The sequence below is a fragment of the Pseudomonas sp. BT-42-2 genome (assembly GCF_025847435.2).
Classification (GTDB): domain Bacteria; phylum Pseudomonadota; class Gammaproteobacteria; order Pseudomonadales; family Pseudomonadaceae; genus Aquipseudomonas; species Aquipseudomonas urmiensis.
In genome coordinates, this window is the sequence record NZ_JAOYTM010000010.1 from 256,358 (window position 1) to 274,963 (window position 18,606).

The 18,606-nt window shown below is 63.4% G+C and carries 15 protein-coding genes; 7 read left to right on the forward strand and 8 right to left on the reverse strand.

Going from position 1 to position 18,606, the window contains the following annotated elements:
• Nucleotides 1-12: 12 nt before the first annotated feature.
• Genes waaF through OIU19_RS12890 form a run of 7 tightly spaced genes read left to right on the forward strand, consistent with a single transcriptional unit; the run spans nucleotide 13 to nucleotide 6,973 of the window.
• Nucleotides 13-1,062 (forward strand): lipopolysaccharide heptosyltransferase II, encoded by a 1,050-nt coding sequence (waaF, locus tag OIU19_RS12860; RefSeq protein WP_186552739.1) that lies wholly within the window; start codon nucleotides 13-15, stop codon nucleotides 1,060-1,062.
• The gene (waaC, locus tag OIU19_RS12865; RefSeq protein WP_264235308.1) at nucleotides 1,063-2,121 is read left to right on the forward strand and encodes a lipopolysaccharide heptosyltransferase I; all 1,059 of its coding nucleotides are present in this window, start codon (nucleotides 1,063-1,065) and stop codon (nucleotides 2,119-2,121) included.
• A complete protein-coding gene (locus tag OIU19_RS12870) occupies nucleotides 2,121-3,245 on the forward strand; it encodes a glycosyltransferase family 4 protein (protein ID WP_264235309.1) in 1,125 nt (374 codons plus the stop codon). Before waaC ends, OIU19_RS12870 begins: the two co-directional genes overlap by 1 nt.
• Entirely contained in the window at nucleotides 3,242-4,048 is an 807-nt protein-coding gene (rfaP, locus tag OIU19_RS12875) for a lipopolysaccharide core heptose(I) kinase RfaP (protein ID WP_264235310.1), read from the forward strand. Before OIU19_RS12870 ends, rfaP begins: the two co-directional genes overlap by 4 nt.
• Nucleotides 4,048-4,782: a lipopolysaccharide kinase InaA family protein gene (locus tag OIU19_RS12880; RefSeq protein ID WP_264235311.1), complete on the forward strand. Its 735-nt coding sequence runs from the start codon at nucleotides 4,048-4,050 to the stop codon at nucleotides 4,780-4,782. Before rfaP ends, OIU19_RS12880 begins: the two co-directional genes overlap by 1 nt.
• Entirely contained in the window at nucleotides 4,779-5,531 is a 753-nt protein-coding gene (locus OIU19_RS12885; RefSeq protein WP_264235312.1) for a lipopolysaccharide kinase InaA family protein, read from the forward strand. The genes OIU19_RS12880 and OIU19_RS12885 overlap by 4 nt, the downstream gene beginning before the upstream one ends.
• A complete protein-coding gene (locus OIU19_RS12890; protein ID WP_264235313.1) occupies nucleotides 5,531-6,973 on the forward strand; it encodes a lipopolysaccharide kinase InaA family protein in 1,443 nt (480 codons plus the stop codon). Before OIU19_RS12885 ends, OIU19_RS12890 begins: the two co-directional genes overlap by 1 nt.
• On the opposite strand, the gene OIU19_RS12895 is transcribed toward OIU19_RS12890, so the two are convergent.
• From OIU19_RS12895 to OIU19_RS12930, 8 genes are all read right to left on the reverse strand, one after another.
• A complete protein-coding gene (locus OIU19_RS12895) occupies nucleotides 6,946-9,951 on the reverse strand; it encodes a dermonecrotic toxin domain-containing protein (RefSeq protein ID WP_264235314.1) in 3,006 nt (1,001 codons plus the stop codon). The two genes, OIU19_RS12890 and OIU19_RS12895, sit on opposite strands and share 28 nt — an antisense overlap.
• Nucleotides 9,952-10,023: 72 nt before the next feature.
• Nucleotides 10,024-10,200, reverse strand: coding sequence for a hypothetical protein (locus OIU19_RS12900; protein ID WP_186552731.1), 177 nt, complete (start codon nucleotides 10,198-10,200; stop codon nucleotides 10,024-10,026).
• A complete protein-coding gene (locus OIU19_RS12905; protein ID WP_264235382.1) occupies nucleotides 10,197-11,309 on the reverse strand; it encodes a PepSY domain-containing protein in 1,113 nt (370 codons plus the stop codon). Before OIU19_RS12905 ends, OIU19_RS12900 begins: the two co-directional genes overlap by 4 nt.
• Nucleotides 11,310-11,462: 153 nt before the next feature.
• Nucleotides 11,463-13,910 (reverse strand): TonB-dependent siderophore receptor, encoded by a 2,448-nt coding sequence (locus OIU19_RS12910; protein ID WP_264235315.1) that lies wholly within the window; start codon nucleotides 13,908-13,910, stop codon nucleotides 11,463-11,465.
• A gap of 288 nt (nucleotides 13,911-14,198) precedes the next feature.
• Nucleotides 14,199-15,155, reverse strand: a complete 957-nt coding sequence (locus tag OIU19_RS12915; protein ID WP_264235316.1) for a FecR domain-containing protein — start codon at nucleotides 15,153-15,155, stop codon at nucleotides 14,199-14,201.
• Nucleotides 15,152-15,670 (reverse strand): RNA polymerase sigma factor, encoded by a 519-nt coding sequence (locus OIU19_RS12920; RefSeq protein WP_264235317.1) that lies wholly within the window; start codon nucleotides 15,668-15,670, stop codon nucleotides 15,152-15,154. Before OIU19_RS12920 ends, OIU19_RS12915 begins: the two co-directional genes overlap by 4 nt.
• A 98-nt stretch (nucleotides 15,671-15,768) precedes the next feature.
• Nucleotides 15,769-16,479, reverse strand: coding sequence for a PolC-type DNA polymerase III (locus OIU19_RS12925; RefSeq protein WP_186552726.1), 711 nt, complete (start codon nucleotides 16,477-16,479; stop codon nucleotides 15,769-15,771).
• Nucleotides 16,476-18,413, reverse strand: a complete 1,938-nt coding sequence (locus OIU19_RS12930; RefSeq protein ID WP_264235318.1) for a putative nucleotidyltransferase substrate binding domain-containing protein — start codon at nucleotides 18,411-18,413, stop codon at nucleotides 16,476-16,478. The genes OIU19_RS12925 and OIU19_RS12930 overlap by 4 nt, the downstream gene beginning before the upstream one ends.
• Between the last annotated feature and the right edge of the window lie 193 nt (nucleotides 18,414-18,606).

An 18,606-nucleotide genomic window follows, 5' to 3' on the forward strand; every position in this document is an offset into this window, starting at 1 on the left:
TCTGGACAAAGCATGAGAATACTGATCATTGGCCCCAGCTGGGTCGGCGACATGGTAATGGCGCAAACGCTGTTCCACTGCCTGAAGCAGCAGCACCCCGAATGCGTGATCGACGTGCTGGCGCCCGAGTGGAGCCGGCCGATCCTTGAGCGTATGCCTGAGGTCCGCCAGGCCCTGAGCTTCCCGCTTGGCCACGGCGCACTTGAGCTGGCGACGCGACGGCGCATCGGCAAATCCCTGGCCGGCCAGTACGACCAGGCGATCCTTTTGCCCAATTCGCTCAAGTCGGCGCTGGTGCCGTACTTCGCGGGTATTCCCAAGCGCACCGGCTGGCGCGGCGAAATGCGCTACCTGCTACTCAACGATGTGCGCAAGCTCGATAAAGAGCGTTATCCGCTGATGATCGAGCGCTTCATGGCCCTGGCCTATACGCCGGGTGCCGAGTTGCCTAAACCGTACCCGCGACCGACCTTGCAGATCGAAGCCGCCAGCCGTGAAGCCGCCCTGGCCAAATTCGGCTTGAGCCTGGATCGCCCGGTGCTGGCGTTGTGCCCAGGTGCCGAGTTTGGCGAAGCCAAGCGCTGGCCGGCCGAGCATTACGCGGAAGTCGCCGATGCAATGATTCGCCAGGGCTGGCAAGTCTGGCTGTTCGGCTCGAAGAACGATCATCCGGTGGGTGAGTCGATCCGCGACCGGTTGATTCCGGGGCTGCGGGAAGAATCGAGCAACCTGGCAGGCGAAACCTCGCTGGCCGAAGCCATCGACTTGATGTCCTGCGCCGACGCGGTGGTGTCCAACGATTCGGGCCTGATGCACGTGGCCGCTGCGTTGAACCGCCCGCTGGTGGCAGTCTACGGTTCGACCTCGCCGGGCTTCACCCCGCCGTTGGCCGAGCAGGTCGAGGTGGTGCGCCTGGGCCTGGATTGCAGCCCATGCTTCGACCGGACCTGCCGGTTCGGCCACTACAACTGCCTGCGCCTGCTGGAGCCTGGCAAGGTCATCGCTGCCTTGCAGCACCTGGCCGGGCCGAACCTGATCGATACCGTGGCTGAGGTCGACTAAGTGCGGGTGCTGATCATCAAGACATCTTCGCTGGGAGATGTCATCCATACCTTGCCAGCGCTCACCGATGCCGCTCACGCCATCCCCGGGATTCGTTTCGACTGGGTGGTGGAGGAGGGGTTCGCCGAGATCCCCAGTTGGCACCCGGCGGTCGACCAGGTCATCCCGGTGGCGATCCGTCGCTGGCGCAAGAATATCTGGCAGACCCTCAAGAGCGGCGAGTGGAAGGCCTTCAAGCAGCGCGTGCGTGAGCGCAAATACGACCTGGTGATCGATGCCCAGGGCCTGGTCAAGTCGGCCTGGCTGACCCGCTACGTCAAGGCGCCGGTGGCAGGGCTCGATCGCTTCTCTGCGCGCGAAGGCTGGTCCAGTCGTTTCTATGACCGGCCGCTGTCGGTCGCGGTTGGCCAGCACGCCGTCGAACGTGTGCGCCAGCTGTTCGCCTTGGCCTTGGCCTATGACTTGCCGGAAGGCATCGGCAACTACGGCCTGGACCTGGAGCGTCTGCAATTGCCGCCAGCAGCACCCTACGTGGTGTTCCTGCATGGCACCACCTGGGCCACCAAGCACTGGCCGGAAGCCTATTGGCGCGAACTGGCCGAGCGCATGGGCCGGCGCAACCTCAAGGTGTGCCTGCCCTGGGGTAACCCAACCGAGAAGGCGCGCGCCGAGCGCATCGCCCAGGGCTTGAATAACTGCCAGGTACTGCCCAAGTTGAACCTGGTCGGCGTGGCCCGTGTATTGGCGGCCGCCAAGGCCTGCGTGGCAGTGGACACCGGCCTGGGGCATCTGGCCGCGGCGCTGGATGTGCCGACCATCTCGCTGTTTGGCCCCACCAACCCTGGTTTGACCGGCGCCTATGGACGTGTCCAGGTCCACCAGGCGAGCGACTTCCCCTGTGCGCCCTGCCTGCAGAAGAAGTGCACCTATAAACCGAGCGCCGAGGACCTGCGCCGGTTCGATCTCAAACGCGAGTGGCCGCTGTGCTTCACTCGCCTGAATCCCGAGCATGTGGCGAGCCGCTTGAGCGCGTTGCTGCTGGCTGAGGATGTTCGTTGATGCAACTGGCTTTCGTGCTTTACAAATACTTCCCCTTCGGCGGGCTGCAGCGTGACTTCATGCGCATTGCCCTTGAGTGCCAGAAGCGTGGCCATCAGATCCGGGTCTACACCCTGATCTGGGAAGGGGACATTCCACCGGGCTTCGAAGTACTGGTGGCGCCGGTCAAGGCGCTGTTCAACCATCGGCGCAACGAGAAGCTCAGCGCCTGGATGCAAGCCGACCTGGCCAAGCGCCCGGTCGACCGCCTGATCGGCTTCAACAAGATGCCGGGCCTGGACGTCTACTACGCCGCCGACGGCTGCTTCGAAGACAAGGCGCAGACCCTGCGCGGTGGCCTGTACCGGCGCTGGGGCCGCTACCGCCACTTCGCCGAATACGAGCGAGCGGTGTTCGCCCGCGATGCACGCACCGAGATCCTGATGATTTCCGAAGTGCAGCAACCGCTGTTCATCAAGCATTACGACACCCCGGTGGAGCGTTTCCACCTGCTGCCGCCGGGTATTTCCCAGGACCGCCGCGCACCAGACAACGCCGCTGAGATTCGCGCGCAGTTTCGCCAGGAGTTCAACCTGGGTGCTGACGACTTGTTGCTGGTGCAGATTGGCTCGGGGTTCAAGACCAAGGGCGTCGACCGCAGTCTCAAGGCCCTGGCCGCGTTGCCTTCTGGCCTGCGCAAGCGCACCCGGCTGATGGTCATCGGCCAGGACGACCCCAAGGTCTTCCAGCTGCAAAGCGCGACCCTGGGCTTGGGCGAGCAAGTGCAGTTCCTCAAGGGGCGCAGCGATATTCCGCGCTTCCTGCTCGGCGCCGATATGCTGATCCACCCGGCCTACAACGAGAACACTGGCACGGTGCTGCTCGAGGCACTGGTCGCCGGGTTGCCGGTGCTGGTCTCGAAAGTCTGCGGTTATGCCCATTACATTGCCGAGGCCGATAGCGGCCTGGTGCTGGATGAGCCGTTCGAGCAGGAGCAGCTCAACCGCTACCTGCAACGCATGCTCGAAGACGCCCAAGCGCGTGCCACGTGGTCGCGCAATGGCCTGGCATTTGCCGACAGCGCCGACCTCTACAGCATGCCGCAGCACGCTGCCGATGTGATCCTCAACCAGGAGCACGCATGAAGCTGATACTGGCTGAACCGTTCAAACGCCTGTGGGCCGGACGCGATGCCTTCGAGGCCGTCGAAGGCTTGCAAGGCGAAGTGTTCCGCGAGCTCGAAGGGCGCCGCACGCTGCGCACCGAAGTCGAAGGCGAGGGCTATTTCGTCAAGATCCACCGCGGCATCGGCTGGGGCGAAATCTTCAAGAACCTGTTCAGCGCCAAGCTGCCGGTGCTGGGTGCCGGCCAGGAATGGCGGGCCATCCAGCGCCTGCACGAAGTCGGCGTGCCGACCATGACCGCCGTCGCCTATGGCGAGCGCGGCAGCAATCCTGCCACCCAGCATTCGTTCATCGTCACCGAAGAGCTGGCGCCGACCATCAGCCTGGAAGATTTCAGCCTGGACTGGGTCAAGCAGCCGCCGCTGCCGCGCCTGAAGCATGCGCTGATCGCCGAAGTGGCGAAGATGACTGGCGGCATGCACCGCGCCGGGGTCAACCACCGCGACTGCTACATTTGCCACTTTCTGCTGCACACCGATCGCCCGGTGGCGCCAGAAGATCTGAAGTTGTCGGTGATCGACCTGCACCGTGCCCAGACCCGTGCCAGCATCAGCCGCCGTTGGCGCGACAAAGACCTGGCCGCGCTGTACTTCTCGGCGCTGGACATCGGCCTGACCCGCCGCGACAAGCTGCGCTTCTTGCGCGGCTATTTCCAGCGCCCGTTACGCCAGATCCTGGCTGACGAGGCCGCGCTGCTCGCCTGGCTCGAACGCAAGGCGCAGAAACTCTACGATCGCAAACAACGCTATGGGGATGCGCTCTGATGGCGGGTTGGACACTGGCGCCGGGCTATGAACCGCTGGCGGCGGATTTTGGCAGTCTCGAGGCGGTGTTCGCTCTCCAGGGCGAACGCTTGACCAGCGACCCACTCAGTGAAGTGGTGCGCATCGAGCGTGGCGGGGTCAATTACTACGTCAAACGCTACACTGGCGCCGGCAAGCACATGCGCCGCTACCTCGGGCGGCCGCGAATCAAGGCCGAGTGGCAGAACCTCAAGCAGTTCGCCAAGTGGGGCATTCCCACTGCCGAGGTGGTGGCCTGGGGCCTGGAGCGCAAGGGCCTGGCCTTTGCCCGTGGGGCGATGATCACCCGTGAGTTGCCGCGTACCGAGGATTTGTCGGAGCTGGCCAAACACAATGATCCGCGCCTGGCCGATCGTGCCTGGGTCGATCACGTCAGCCGGCAACTGGCGCGCCACACCCGGGTGATGCACGATCACCACTTCACCCATAACGACCTGAAGTGGCGCAATCTGTTGGTGGATGACCAGGGCACGCTATTCTTCATCGATTGTCCGACCGGTGACTTCTGGCGCGGCTTCATGCTCCGCCATCGGGTCATCAAGGACCTGGCCTGCCTGGACAAGGTTGCCAAGTACCACCTTTCGGCCACCCAACGCCTGCGTTTCTATCTGCAATACCGCGGGCATCAACGGCTCAATGCCCGCGACAAGCAACGGGTGCGCGAAGTGGTGCGCTTTTTCGAGGGAAGGGAATGACCGATTACCTGGCCAGCGGCGATCTAGCGCTGCTGCAACGCCACGGCCTGAACGATTTCGAAGCGCTGTGGGCGCTGCAACTGGACGCCGTGGACGAACCCAATACCGGCCGTGGCGGCTGGAGCAGCGTGTATCGCCTGGAGCTCGAGGGCAAGGGCTATTACCTCAAGCGCCAGTGCGACTACCTCACGCGGACCCTGCACCGACCGTTCGGCGAGCCAACCTTCGCCCGCGAATTTCGCAATATCAGCCGCTACCAGAAGCTCAAGATCCCGGCCTTGCAGGCGGTGTTCTATGGCGAGCGCAAGAGCAAGGGCCAGCACCGCGCGATTCTCATGACCCGTGCCCTGGACGAGTGGAGCGACCTGGACAGCTTGCTCGAGCAATGGCCGCTGCTGGCTGCCGAGAAGCGCCTAGGGATTCTCCAGGCTTGCGGTCAGCTGGCGCGCACCCTGCACGCAGCGGGTCAAGTGCATGGCTGCTTCTATCCCAAGCACATCTTCCTGCGTGAGCGCCGCGAAGGCTGGCAAGCGCAGCTGATCGACCTGGAAAAGACCCGCCCACTGCTGCTGGGCATGCGTGACCGCCTCAAGGACCTGGAACCACTGCTGCGTCGCACCCGCGCCTGGAGCGAGGGTGATGTGCGCAGCATGCTGGCCGCCTATCTTGAGCAGCCCGCCGACAGCCCGCTGGTGGCGACCTGGCTGCAGCGCCTGGTGCGCCGCCGTCGTGAAAAAGAGGCACGTTGATGCGTTTGTCTGAATTGAAAGCGGCCGGGCGCAGCCCGGCGTTGCCGCTGAGCGTGACCCTGGCCGACGCCGCAGGCAGTGCCGAGCTGCAACTGCTCAGCCTGTTGCGCGTGTTGCCCGGCCAGCGTTACGTCGGCGCGGGTATCTGGCGCGGTACCCCGGTGTTGGCCAAGCTGTTGGTCGGCAACAACGCTGCGCGGCATTTCCAGCGTGAGCTCGAAGGCGTCAAGCTGATGGCTGCGCAGGGCCTGACCACCCCGCAACTGCTGGCCGACGGCCTCAAGGAAGGCGAGGGCGGCTGGTTGCTGTTCGAGTACCTCGAAGGCGCCGAGAGCCTGGGCGATGCCTGGACCGAAGTCGAAGCGCTGCCGCCGTTGGCCGACGAGCAGCACCTGGTGCTCGGCGAGGCACTGACTGCCGTGGCGCAGATGCATGCCAAAGGACTCTGGCAAACGGACTTGCACCTGGACAACTTGCTGCGTCACAACGGCCGCCTGTACTTGATCGACGGCGCCGGAATCAAAGCCGAGACGCCAGGTCAAACCCTCTCGCGCCAGCGCGTGCTGGAAAACCTTGGGGTGTTCTTCGCCCAGTTGCCCAAGCGCCTGGAGCCTTTCATCGAAGAACTGCTGGTGCACTATCTGCTGGCTAACGGCGAGCATGCGCTGCCACTGGAAGCCCTGCAAAAGCAGGTCGACAAGGTCCGTGCATGGCGTCTGAAGGATTACCTGGATAAGGCCGGTCGCGAGTGCACCCTGTTCAGCGTGCAGCGAACCCTGTCTGGCCTGCGGGCGATCCGCCGGCCAGAAGTCGAGGCCATGCTACCGGTACTGGAGCAGGCCGACGCCTTGATCGACCAGGGCCATTTGTACAAAACCGGCGGCGCGGCCAGTGTCGCGCGGGTCGAGGTAGATGGGCGCAAGTTGGTCCTCAAACGCTACAACATCAAGAACACTGCGCACTGGTTCAAGCGCTTCTGGCGTCCGAGCCGGGCCTGGCATTCGTGGATCGAGGCGCATCGCCTGACATTCCTCGACATCGCCACGCCCAAGCCCCTGGCGGTGCTCGAACAACGGGTCATGGGCCTGCGCAGTCGTGCCTACCTGGTGACCGAATATGCCGATGGTCCGGACCTGATCGAATGCTTCAAGCCCTATATCGACAGTGGTGATGCACCGCAAGAGCAGCTGCAGGCGCTGGTCCACCTCATGCAGCAACTGATTCGCGAGCGCATCAGCCATGGCGACATGAAGGGCCACAACCTGTTCTGGCAGAACGGCCAATGGTCGCTGATCGATCTCGACGCCATGTGCCAGCACGCCACCCAGCTCAGCTTCGCTGCGGCCTACTCCCGCGATCGGGCGCGGATGCTGCGCAACTGGCCCAGTGGCAGTGCCCTGCACCAACGTATCGATCAGCTGCTGCCAAGGCTTGCCGAGTAAGCTGCCGGAAGCGCCAGCCAGTCGCTGCTGCGGCCGGTCTGGCGCACCCGGATGTGCCACTGGTCATCTTGCCAGCGCAGTACCGCCCAAGCGGCAACGCTGCCTCGCTGGGTTTCAGGCATCACCAGGTGGTAGTGGCTTTTGAGCAAGTGGCGGCGTACGGGAAACTGATGCGATCCCAGCTGCACATATAGCTGGGTATTCTCTTCAAACAGGTTTTCATCGTCTGCGTCAGCAACGCCTTGCCGGGTAGATGTCAGGCGGCTGTCGTCCAGTAGTTGCTGGATATCAGGTAGCCCGTCATGCCAGAGCAGCGGTGAATCAACCACCCAGCTGCCATCCAGACAGCGCTGGATGGGCAGTTGCAGATAGGCATTGGGCAAGTTTGGATCGATGGCGCGCCAGCGCGTCCCGTCGAAGGTGACGTTGAAGTAGCGGCCAAGGTTGTCTTTCACGAAGTATTGAGACAGACCTGGGCTTGTCGATCTTTTCTCATAGACGGCCTCACCGTGGGGCGCATCGATGCGGTAGCGCAAACTGGCGACTTCGGGGGTCGCTTCGTAATGCGGGGGTAGCGGTACTGGTGGTGGTTTCGGTAGCCCACGCATGGCTCGACGCATCAGCCCTGAACCCGACATATCGTTTAACCCCGCAGTGGCATGCCCGAGTGCGGCGACAGCGTGATGCAGGGCACCGCTATGATCGTCGTGTTCGAATGCTTCAAAGCCATCCCAGATGGAAATGCCCATACGCCCGAACGCCAGTGCCACCGAGCCTGCCTGCGGCAGGACCAGGGTGACGATATCCAGTAGTAGCCTCAGAACATTGACCGAATATTGACCTAGCAACTCTTCGTTGCTGCGGGTCACGTTATCGGCCTGAGCCAGCAGATGGTTCACTTCGGCCCGGTAGCTCGCCTGGTAAAGGTTGCCGGTGATCGTCTGCAGGCCGATATGCGAGCCCAGGCGGCCTTTGAGTAGCAGCTGTTCCAGCGCGTTGCCGTTGCCCAGTGGCAAACGCTGCAATACATAGCGGCGCAGCTGCGTATCGGTGCGCACGGCGCGGATCAGCGCCCTGGCATTGGTGTATTCACGCCATGGGCGACGGTCTGGCGCGTCGGGGCAGTAGGCCACGATGCGGTTCGAGTTCTCCGGGGAAACCAGCAATAGCACCCCTAGCAAGGTTTGCCCTTGGATCAGTATCTGCCGCACGATCACCTGTTGCTCGTTGTAATGAGGGCGGTTGTGGCTATCGGGCGCATTGATCACGGTATTGGCCCAGCCATAGCCTTGTTCGAACGTGTCACGCTGAAAATGGCCTGCGTAACGCGCCTTCACTGCTTCGGCATTCATGCGCGTGCGATTGAGGTGCTCATGCGCTTGTTGGCGCCACTGGCCATGTGGCGACTCGAGCAGTTGGGTGCGCAGATAAGCCTGATAACCACTGCCAGCGTTCAATCGACGAATGATCTGTTTGACCCTCAGCGGGGTAAGCGCCGGTAATGCCTGGTCGTTGTCCAGATGCACGCGTGCGGTCAGCCAGTAATCGACATCGAACCAAGCGATGTTGAGCAGTGCCAGCTCGTCTAGCCGATAGGTCTGCCTGACCAGTTCCACGCTTGTGCCTGCCTGCGGGTTGCTTACCACGGGAATGTAGGCACTGCTGTCGAGCGGGTTGAGCAGCGGTCCGACCTGACGCGCCAGGGTCACGCTGATCGAGATATCTTGCGGGGCAGTATCGATGCCAGGGTCGCGCTGCAAGAACTCGCGCAGACGCTCGCGCACCCAATTCAACAGCGAGTGGCGCTGCTTGAACTGCTCCAGGGTGAGAATGCCAGGCGCGGCAGCTGCCTCGATGGCTGCGACCTGCTCCTGCATCGCTTGCATGATGTGCGCGACGCCTTGCTGGCTGGTGGTGCGCAACCAGTTGGGCAAGTGTTTTTCCAGCAGCAGACCGTAGCGGGTGGCTAACGGGCCGTGGCTGCTTAGTTCGTGGTGAAGATCCAGTGCGCTGGCCAGCCTGGCATCGAGCTGGCCGATGTCACGCTGCAGACCGCGTTCGAACGCGGTTCGCCAGGCGAGCGTCAGGCGCTTGTCATGGGCATCGCCAATGGCCAGTGCCTGCGACTGCGCGAGGTCTTCGTTGTACCAGTCATAGCGCAGGCGCTCGGCTCGGCACGCACGTCGCTGCTGCTCCGGCTCGACCAGTAGTCTGCTCAGCGGTTCGCTCTGTTGTTGATCCTCAAGGCGTTCGCACAGCTCCACATGCAGCGCGGCGAGGCTTTCGAATGCCTCGATGCCATGCGCGACGCTACATAGGATCACTCGCCCGACCGGTTCGTGAGCCTCGATCAAGCGACCCTCAGGGCCGTGTTCAGTGAGGATCATTACCCCAGGCAGATGACTGCGCCAGTGTGGCGCCGTGCCGGAAAGTAGCGGGCGATACAGCTGAGGCCGGCCAGTGGCGGGCAGGTGTCGGCGTTGCCAGGGCAGCGGCAATTGAAGGCAGGTGTTGAGCAACTGGGCGTGTTCTGGCGACAGGGTCTGGTCGCTTAGGCGTAAACGTATCTCGGTGAACAATTGCTCTCGGCGCAATGACGCCAGGCGGACCTCACGGCTCAGTCCCTTGCTGTCGCGCTCCAGCCAATAGGCTGCCAGATCGGCATGCAGGGTCTGGCGAAGGGTTGTGCAAAAGCTGCCGATCCGCGTGGTGAAGTCGGCCGGCAAGCTGAGCTGCGGATAAGCGTCATGGCGGGGGGCAGTGGCAACTGGCAGCGTGAAGGTTGCGCCATCGAACAGATGTAAACCGATCAGATCCAGCAGTGGCCAACGGCCAAAGTGCAGGGCGCGGGCGGTAATGTTCTGCCCTGGGAAGAGGTTCGCTAGACACTGGTCGAGGCGGTATTCCACACCCGGCAGTGGCGGCAGCAGGGTGTTTAATTGAGTGTCTAGTGCCTGGAGCAGCAGCAACGGCGTCACGAGTCATCTCCTAGGGGTGAGGATGTCCCATGCTGGCGCGAAGTGCCCAGGCCTTGGCGTTAACCCGATACCTCAGCGTCGCAGCAGGCCGCGCATGGCCAACCATGCCGGGATGCCCAGCCCAAGCCAGGACAGCCCATCCCACCAACCGTCGCCGAGCAACGCGGCGAACAGCCCTAGGGCGCCGAGCAGGCCAATCAAGGCCGGCCAGGCGAAGATCCGCGCGGTGGCTTGCGACTTGTGGCTCATGCCTTGGCCTCACGAGGTTTGCGCTGTTTGGCGAGCCACAGGTACAGGCCGCTGCCGAGAACGATGATGGTCAGGACATCGAGCAGCGCCCAGAGAATTTGCATCGGTCGTCCGCCATAGTCGCCAAAGTGCAGTGGCTGCGACAGACCGAGGGCGTCCATGTACCACGGTCGGTCGCCGACTGCGGTGACCTCAAGGGTCTTGGCGTCGATCAGTACTGGGGTGAACAGGTGCGAGGTCAGGTGGCTGGCACCTTTCATGAACACCGCATAGTGGTGCTCACTGGAGAAGCGCGTGCCGGGAAAGGCAATGAAGTCGGGGTGCATGCCAGGCGCTGCGTGTTCGGCGATGTCCAGCAGGCGACTGGCGGGGGCACGTTCTGTCAGCGCTGGCGCATCGCGGTAGGGCGCGACCATGGCCGTCAAACTTTCGTTGCGCCAGGCAGCGATCACCAGGTCGGCGCAGGCGCTGATCACGCCGGTGACGCCGACCACCAGCGCCCAGGTCAGGGTGACCACGCCGATCAGGTTATGCAGGTCGAGCCAACGCAGCCGGCGTGACTTGTCGCGGCGCACCGTGGCGAACGCCAGGCGGCGCATGAAGGGCGCGTAGAGCACGGTGCCGGAGATGATCGCCAAGACGAACAGCACGCCCATGAACGCTAGCCAGAGTTTGCCGGGCAGGCCGGCGAACATGTCCACGTGCAGGCGCAGCAGGGTCATCATCAAGCCGCCATTGGCCGCAGGCATGGCAACTGCCTCGCCGGTGCGGGCGTCGAGCATGAAGGTGTGCGAGTCGTTTGGATCGCTGCCTGCACTGGCGGCGGTGATGGCGATCACGCCGTTGGGCTCGTCCTCGTCATAGCCGAAATACTGCATGACCTCACCGGGGCGATGTTGCTCGGCCTTGAGCACCAGCTGCTGTAGATCCAGGTGCGGGGTGTCGGCAGGCATTTGCCGCAGCTCAGGGGCATCGCCGAGCAGGTGTTCCAGCTCGTGGTGGAAGATCAGTGGCAGGCCGGTGAGTGCCAGCAACAGCAAGAACAGCGTACAGATCAGGCTGCTCCAGGTGTGGATCGCGGACCAGCGGCGGATGGTTTGGCTTTTCATCATGGGGGCTCTTGTGTCGCCTGCTTTGGGGCTGCTTTGCAGCCCTTCGCGGGCAAGCCCGCTCCCACAGGGACCGCGCCATTCTCAACGACGGCGCTCTCCCTGTAGGAGCGGGCTTGCCCGCGAAGGGCCGCAAAGCGGCCCCTGCATGGCTCAGAACTTGTAGTTAACGCTGGCCACCACATTGCGCTCGTCGCCGTAGTAGCACCAGTAACCATCGCAGTTGGACAAGTAGTCCTTGTTGAACAGGTTCTTTGCCTCAACCGCCACGCTCAGGCCTTTCATGCTGTTGTCCAGGCGGCCGAGGTCGTAATGCACCGAGGCATCGTAGACGGTGTACGAGCCGACGTGGGCGATCTCGGTGTTGGCTGTGTTGCCATAGGTATCGCCCACGTAGCGCACGCCGCCACCAATGCCGAAGCCGTCAAGCGGGCCGCTGTGCCAGGTGTAGTCAGCCCACAGGGTTGCCTGGTTGCGCGGGATCAGCGCCATGCGATTGCCTTTCTCAGTCGCCAGGCCCTTGGTGATCTCGGTGTCGGTGTAGGTGTAGGAGGCAATCGCCTTGAGGTTGTCGGTCAGCTGGGTGGAGGCTTCCAGCTCCAGCCCGCGCACCTGCAACTCGCCGACCTGGCGGGTAATGCTGCCTTCAGTGACGCGCACGTTTTCCTGGGTCAGGTCATACACCGCTGCAGTGAGCAAGGTCTGGCTGCCGACAGGCTGGTACTTCACGCCCACTTCGTACTGACGGCCTTCGGTCGGGTCGAACGATTGCGCCGAATCGACGTTGGCGCCCATCGCCGGCTGGAACGACTCGGTGTAGGAGATGTACGGAGTGATGCCGTTGTCGAATACATAGCTCAGGCCCACGTTACCGCTGAAGGCCTTGTCGCGTTGGGTGCTGGTGGCATCGGCCTTGTTGTGGAACACGGTGCCGGTGTGCACCCAGTCTTCACGTCCGCCGAGGGTTAGGCGCCAGTTGTCCAAGGCCATCTGGTCCTGGATGTAGACGCCGGTCTGGCGGGTTTTCTGGCTGAAGTCCTGCAGGGCGAAGTAGCTGACATTGGACATGTCGCCGCCATACACCGGGTTGCCGACGTTGATTGGCGGCACATTGTTGCCAATCACGTTGCCATTGCTGTCATACACGTACGAACCGCCATACAGCCACTGGTAGTTGGTGTTCGAGCGTTGGTGATCCAGGCCCAGCAGCAGGGTGTGGCTGATGGCGCCGGTCTGGAAGTCGGCCTGGAAATTGTTGTCCACGGCGAACTGGCTGATGTCTTCGTTGACGATGCCCGCCTCGCGGTTGACGTTGCCATCGGCGTCGACCGTGTTGATGGTGCCCACGTTGACGGCCTGGAACGCCAGGTCGCTCTTGGTGTAGCGCAGGTTCTGGCGGAACTGCCAGGTGTCGTTCAGACGGTGCTCGAAGGCATAGCCCAGGGCGTAGTAGGTGCGGTCGTAGAAATCCCAGTCCGGTTCGCCGAGGTTCTTGTGATGAGAGATCTTGCCGGCTGGAGAGTCCAGCTTGGTGCCCTGTAGGGGCAGGAACTGGCCAGTGATGCCGGTATCGTCGCGGGTGTACTGGGAGATGAAGGTCAGCTTGGTGTCTTCATCGATGTTCCAGGTCAGGCTCGGGGCGAGGTTATAGCGCTTGTCCGGAATATGGTCGATGGGCGAGTTGCTGTCGCGCACTACACCACTGACGCGGTACAGAAAGCGGCCTTCGTCGTCGATCTTGCCAGTGCTGTCGAAGTTGATCTGCTTGTGTTCGTTGCTGCCGACCTGGGCTTCGATCTGGTTGGCGCTCTCGGCTTGCGGGCGGCGGCTGACCATGTCGAGCATGCCGCCTGGCGGGGTCTGGCCATACACCGACGAGGCCGGACCACGCAGCACAGTGATGCGTTCAAGGTTCCACGGCTCGACCTTGGGGTTGGCGAACGAACCCTTGGGCAGCGGCAGGCCGTCGAGGAACTGGGTTGGGTCGAAACCGCGCACGCGCAGCCAGTCGGCACGCGAGTCGGAGCCGTAGCCGCTGCTCTGCACGCCAGCGGTGTAGCGCAGGGCGTCGTTGAGGTTGAGTACCTGACGGTCGTCCAGTTGCTGGCGGGTAATCACGCTCATCGAGCGTGGCGCCTCGACGATTGGCGTATCGGTCTTGCTGCCCGCGGCGGTGCGAGTGGCTACGTAGCCGCTGGATGCACCCCAGGCGCTTTCATAGTCGCTGTTGGCGTTGATCGCGGTTTCCGGCAGCGCCAGGCTGCCGTCTGGGGTGGCAACCAGGCTATAGCTGCCAACGCTGCTCTGTTGCAGTTGCAGGCCGCTGCCTCGCAGGGCAGCTTGCAGGGCGCCGATGGCGTCGTACTGGCCGCTGACCGGGGCCGAGGTACGGCCGCTGACGATCACCGGATCAATGGCCAGGGCGATACCGGCTTGGCTGGCGATCTGGTTCAGCGTGGTCGCCAGTGGCGCGCTAGGCAGATCATAGGCGCGTACGGACTGCTCGGCGGCGTAAACGGCAGGGCTGGCAAACGGCGCGGCCAGGGCGATGGCCAGAGCCATCAGGCTGGGGCGCAGGAAACAATCAACAGCACGGGACATGCAGCGGCTCCTCGACGGATAAGTGCTAACTGCTTCCTTGCCGAACGAGATTTGAAAAGTGACAGGGGGCTGTCGAGATTATTTTTGGTCAATCTGCCAGGTGTACAAACGCGCAAGGCGCTGGCTGCGTGGGAACTGGCTGCGTGGAGTGGGCTGCATGAATGCCTGCGTGAGCTTGCCCCGCTCCCCCGCAGCCAGCCCCCCGCAGCCAGTCCCACCAAGCTAGCCCCACACAGCCCGCGCACCTGTTGCCTGCTCCATGCAAATCCGTTGCGGGGCGTGCCACCCTTACTTGGCAACCACCGTCACCCACCAGGGCGTATGCCGCTCGACCTTGACCGGCAGCGCCGGCAGCAACGAGGCCAGCGCCAGATCGATGTCGGTCAGGGGGAAGCTGCCGGTCACGCGCAGGTTGGCCACTTCATCGGCTACGCCCAAGTGCCCGCTGCGATAGCGGCCAAGCTCGGCGACCAGGTCGCCCAGGCGCACGTTGTCCACCACCAGCATGCCGCGGGTCCAGGCATCGGCCCCAGCGACCACGGGGCTGATCTGGCCCAGGCCATTGGCATTCATCAGCACCTGCTGACCTTCGTGCAAAACTTGCTCATCGCCACTGTTCGACGGCATCGCCGCCACTTGCGACTGCAACACCTCAAGGCGCGTGCCGTGTTGTTCACGCTTGACCAAAAAGCGCGTGCCAAGGGGCCGCAGCCGACCATCGTCGGTGCGCACCAGCAGTGGCCGCAGGTCCTGATGGCCGGTTTCCACGGAAATCTCGCCCTGATGCAAGACGATCAGCCGTTCGTCACCCTCAAAATCGATATCCACTGCGGTGTGGGTATTGAGGCTCAGCAGGGTGCCGTCTTCCAGGCGCAGCGTGCGCAGTTCGCCGGTTGCGGTGCGCTGGTCTGCCAGCCAGTAGCCGGGCGACAGTGACGGCGCGCCGATTTGCAACAGCAGCGCGCCGACCAGCAGCATCCCTGCCAAGCCGCCGCCCAGCTTGCCAACCCGTCGGCGCAGGCTGATCCGCGACTGCAGCAGGGCTTTACGCGCAGGCCCAGCCGCAGCACTGACGCGCTGGTCGAGCATGCCTAGCTGGCGCCAGGCGCGGGCGTGCTCTTCGCTGGCGGCATGCCAGCGGATGAATTCGCTGCGCTCCTCGGGCGAACCGCTGCCTTCGTCCAGGCACAGCTTCCAAGCGATTGCGGCGTCAAGCACTTGATTCGAAACCGGAGCGGCGCTCACGTCGGTTCCCCATACAGGGCGATGTAGCACTGGCGCAGGCCTTGGGCCAGGTACTGGCGTACCCGCGAGACCGAAACCCCCAGGCGCTCGGCAATCTCGGCATGGCCCATGCCATCCAGGCGGTTGTGCAGGAACGCGGCGCGAGCCTTGCTCGACAGCTTGCTGAGCAATCGGTCGATGGCCTTGAGGTCTTCAAGAATCAGGTGTTGGAATTCCGGGGAAGGGTGTTCGGCCTCGGGAATCAGCGCCAGTTCGGCCAGGTAGGCCTGCTCCAACGCGGCGCGGCGAAAGTGGTCGAACAACAGGCCCTTGGCCACTGCCACCAGAAATGCCCGTGGCTCACGCGGAGTACTCAGCTGCTCGCGGCCGAGCAGGCGCACGAAGGTGTCCTGGCTCAGGTCTTCGGCGCGTTGACGGCAGGCGGTGCTGCGTTGCAGCCAGGCCAGTAGCCAGCTGCGATGATCGCGATACAGCGCTCCGACCAGCTCGGCGTGTGGGCTCTGCGCAGACGACAAGAAACGTTCCCCGAAAACAATGCGTTAACTAACGATAATTATTCGCGATTGTTGCAGAGGCGGGGGGCGTGGTGCAATCGACGCTTATCGGATTGCCATTACAAACCGTGACTATGGGCCTTGCGCCGGCGCCACTGTTGCAGGCGCAGGTTGAGCTGCAAGGGGCTGTCGAGCTGCTGGCGGCGGGCCTGGCTGAGCAGGATCAGCGCGAGTTCTGCAGTGACCTGAGCGTCGGCACTGGCATTGTGGCGCTCATCGACCTGCAAGCCGAAACGTGCCACCCAGTCGTCCAGGCTGGCTTCGCGCAACACCGTGTCGGGGTTGAGCATTGGCGCCAGCTCAGCGACGTCGAAGAACGGATGCTGGAGGCGGTAGCCGAGGCTGTCTTTCAGCGCCCTGGCCAGCATGCGCTGGTCGAAGGGGGCGTGGAAGGCCAGCACCGGGCTGTCGCCGATGAACTCCATCAAGTCCAGCAGCGCCCCGGCCGGATCGCAGCCTGCGGCCAGTGCGTCTGGTCCCAGGCCATGGATCAGCACACTGGGGGTGGTCTTCTGTGCAGGGCGGTGCAGGGTACGTTCGAACTGCTGGCTGAAATCGATCGCGCCATCCTCGATGGCTACCGCGCCGATCGACAACACCTGGTCGCGGTTGAGGTTCAGGCCACTGGTTTCCAGGTCGAGCACTACCCAGCGTTGTTCGCGCAGCGACAGCACACTCAGGGCGCTGGGTTTGGCCAGGTTGGCCAAACGCAGGCGCAGGTCGTCGTCCAGTGCCGGCAGGGCTGGGCGTAGCCAGGCGAACAGGCTCATAGTTGATACCGCAGGGCCAGGCTGCTTTGCAGGCGCTGAGCCTGGCGCAGCGACTCGCGCAGGATGCGTCGGTCCAGGTGATTGAGGCTGTCCGGGTCAACCCGGTTGGAGTAGGGCAAGTTATCTCGGCTCTGGCGCTGGTGCTGTTGCATACGGGTCTGCTGGATGAAGTGGTAGGCCTCTTCGAACGCTGCGCCATCGAGTTCATCGATGATGCCCTTGGCCACCAGCTGACGCAGACGCTCGAGGGTGTTGCAGGCGCCAATGCCATTGGCCAGGGCCAACAGCCGTGCGCCGTCGACAAAGGGCGTCAGGCCCTGGACCTTGAGGTCGAGGGTGGCAGCCTTGTCGTTGCCCTGGCGCGTCAGGACGAACTCACGCAGGCGGCCCACGGGCGGGCGTTGGCGCAGGGCGTTATCGGCCATCATGCGCTGGAAGATGCGGTTGTCCTGAACCTGGGCGAGCATGCCCTGGCGCAATTGCTCGCAGGCCTGTTCATCGCCCCAGACCACGCGCAGGTCGAAGTAGATGGTCGAACCCAGCAGATTCTCCGGGCTGGCCTCCCTTACGAAGCCGGCGAAGCGCCGCGCCCATTCACTGCGCGACAGGCACAGCTCAGGGTTGCCGGCCATGATGTTGCCCTTGCACAGGCTGAAGCCACATTGCGCCAGGCACTGATTGATGTACTGGGCCAGGGGCAGCAGCTTCTGACGGATCGCCTCGGCTTCTGCGCTGTCGGCAGCTTCGAACAGGATGCCGTTGTCCTGGTCGGTGTGCAGGGTCTGTTCGCGGCGGCCCTCGCTGCCAAAGCACAGCCAGCTGAACGCCACCCCCGGATCGCCGCGCTCGGCCAGGGCCAGTTCGATCACCCGGCATACGGTGTGGTCGTTGAGCAGGGTGATGATTTGGGTGATCTGGGTAGAGGAGGCGCCATGGGCGAGCATGCGTTCGACCAGTTGGCCGATTTCGCCGCGCAGAGATACCAGCGTTTCCAGGCGCGGCGCGTGGCGGATCGTTCGCGCCAGATGCACCAGGTCGACCCGTTGCAGGGAGAACAGGTCGCGCTCGGAGACCACCCCACACAAGCGCTGGTTGTCCACCAGGCAGACGTGGGCGATGTGCCGCTCGGTCATGGCCATGGCCGCATCGAAGGCGCTCGCCTCGGGCGCCAGGTAGAACGGCGCAGGGGTCATGTACTGCGCGATCGGCGCGCTCAGCTCAGCGCCGGCATCGGCCACCACCTGGCGCAGGTCGCGCAAGGTGAAGATGCCGATCGGAAAGCGCTGTGGGTCGATGATGACGATGCTGCCGACTTGCTGGTCGTGCATCTGCCGCACGGCATCACGCAATGGCGTGGCGGCGGTGCAGACCACAGGATGGCGCATGGCCAACTCACCCAGGGGCGTGTTCAGCGAGTATTGGGTGCCCAGGGTTTCAACCGCGCGCTGGCGCACCTGCTGGTTGACCTGATCGAGCAGGCTGCTGACCCCGCGCAGGGCGAAGTCACGAAACGCTTCGGACATCGAGAACAGGCGGATGAACGCGGCCTTGTTCAGTTGCAGGCAGAAGGTGTCTTCGCCGGCCACGTGTTCAGTGCGGGTCGCCCGCTCTCCGAGCAGGGCAGCCAGTGGGAAGCACTCGCCGCTGGTAATCTCGAAAGTGGTTTCCACCCCAGGCTTGGTGACGTGCTGGCGTTCGCCGACCACCCGTCCTTGCTTGACGATGTAGAAGTGCTCGACCGGGCCATCGGCGGGCTTGATGATGCTCTCGCCGCTGGCGTGGAAGCGCAGCTGACACTGCTCCACCAGGTAGGCCAGATGGCTGTGTTCCATCTGGTTGAACGGTGGGAAGCGCTGCAGGAACTGCAGGGTGCCTTGGATATTCTGCAGAACCGCAGTTCTGCCAGCCTGGCTGTAGGCGTCCTTTTTACTCATGAACTGACCGCATCGCTATGCCGATCTATATATCTCTATCTATATATAGTGATATCGGACTTTGTTGTTCTCGGTCCCCATGGTCGGCTGGCGGCCAGGTTGTGCCCATTGGACGTAAGTCTATGAGGGCATTGGGCCGTTGACACGTGTCAAGGATCCGACGAAAGGCAGGCTGCATGGCGGCGGTTTTGCG

Coding starts and splice junctions, on each gene's coding strand:
- waaF (WP_186552739.1), top strand. CDS start 13: ATGAGAATACTGATCATTGGCCCCAGCTGGGTCGGCGACATGGTAATG.
- rfaP (WP_264235310.1), top strand. CDS start 3,242: ATGAAGCTGATACTGGCTGAACCGTTCAAACGCCTGTGGGCCGGACGC.
- OIU19_RS12880 (WP_264235311.1), top strand. CDS start 4,048: ATGGCGGGTTGGACACTGGCGCCGGGCTATGAACCGCTGGCGGCGGAT.
- OIU19_RS12930 (WP_264235318.1), bottom strand. CDS start 18,413: ATGAGTAAAAAGGACGCCTACAGCCAGGCTGGCAGAACTGCGGTTCTG.
- OIU19_RS12885 (WP_264235312.1), top strand. CDS start 4,779: ATGACCGATTACCTGGCCAGCGGCGATCTAGCGCTGCTGCAACGCCAC.
- OIU19_RS12910 (WP_264235315.1), bottom strand. CDS start 13,910: ATGTCCCGTGCTGTTGATTGTTTCCTGCGCCCCAGCCTGATGGCTCTG.
- OIU19_RS12900 (WP_186552731.1), bottom strand. CDS start 10,200: ATGAGCCACAAGTCGCAAGCCACCGCGCGGATCTTCGCCTGGCCGGCC.
- OIU19_RS12890 (WP_264235313.1), top strand. CDS start 5,531: ATGCGTTTGTCTGAATTGAAAGCGGCCGGGCGCAGCCCGGCGTTGCCG.
- OIU19_RS12905 (WP_264235382.1), bottom strand. CDS start 11,309: ATGAAAAGCCAAACCATCCGCCGCTGGTCCGCGATCCACACCTGGAGC.
- OIU19_RS12870 (WP_264235309.1), top strand. CDS start 2,121: ATGCAACTGGCTTTCGTGCTTTACAAATACTTCCCCTTCGGCGGGCTG.
- OIU19_RS12925 (WP_186552726.1), bottom strand. CDS start 16,479: ATGAGCCTGTTCGCCTGGCTACGCCCAGCCCTGCCGGCACTGGACGAC.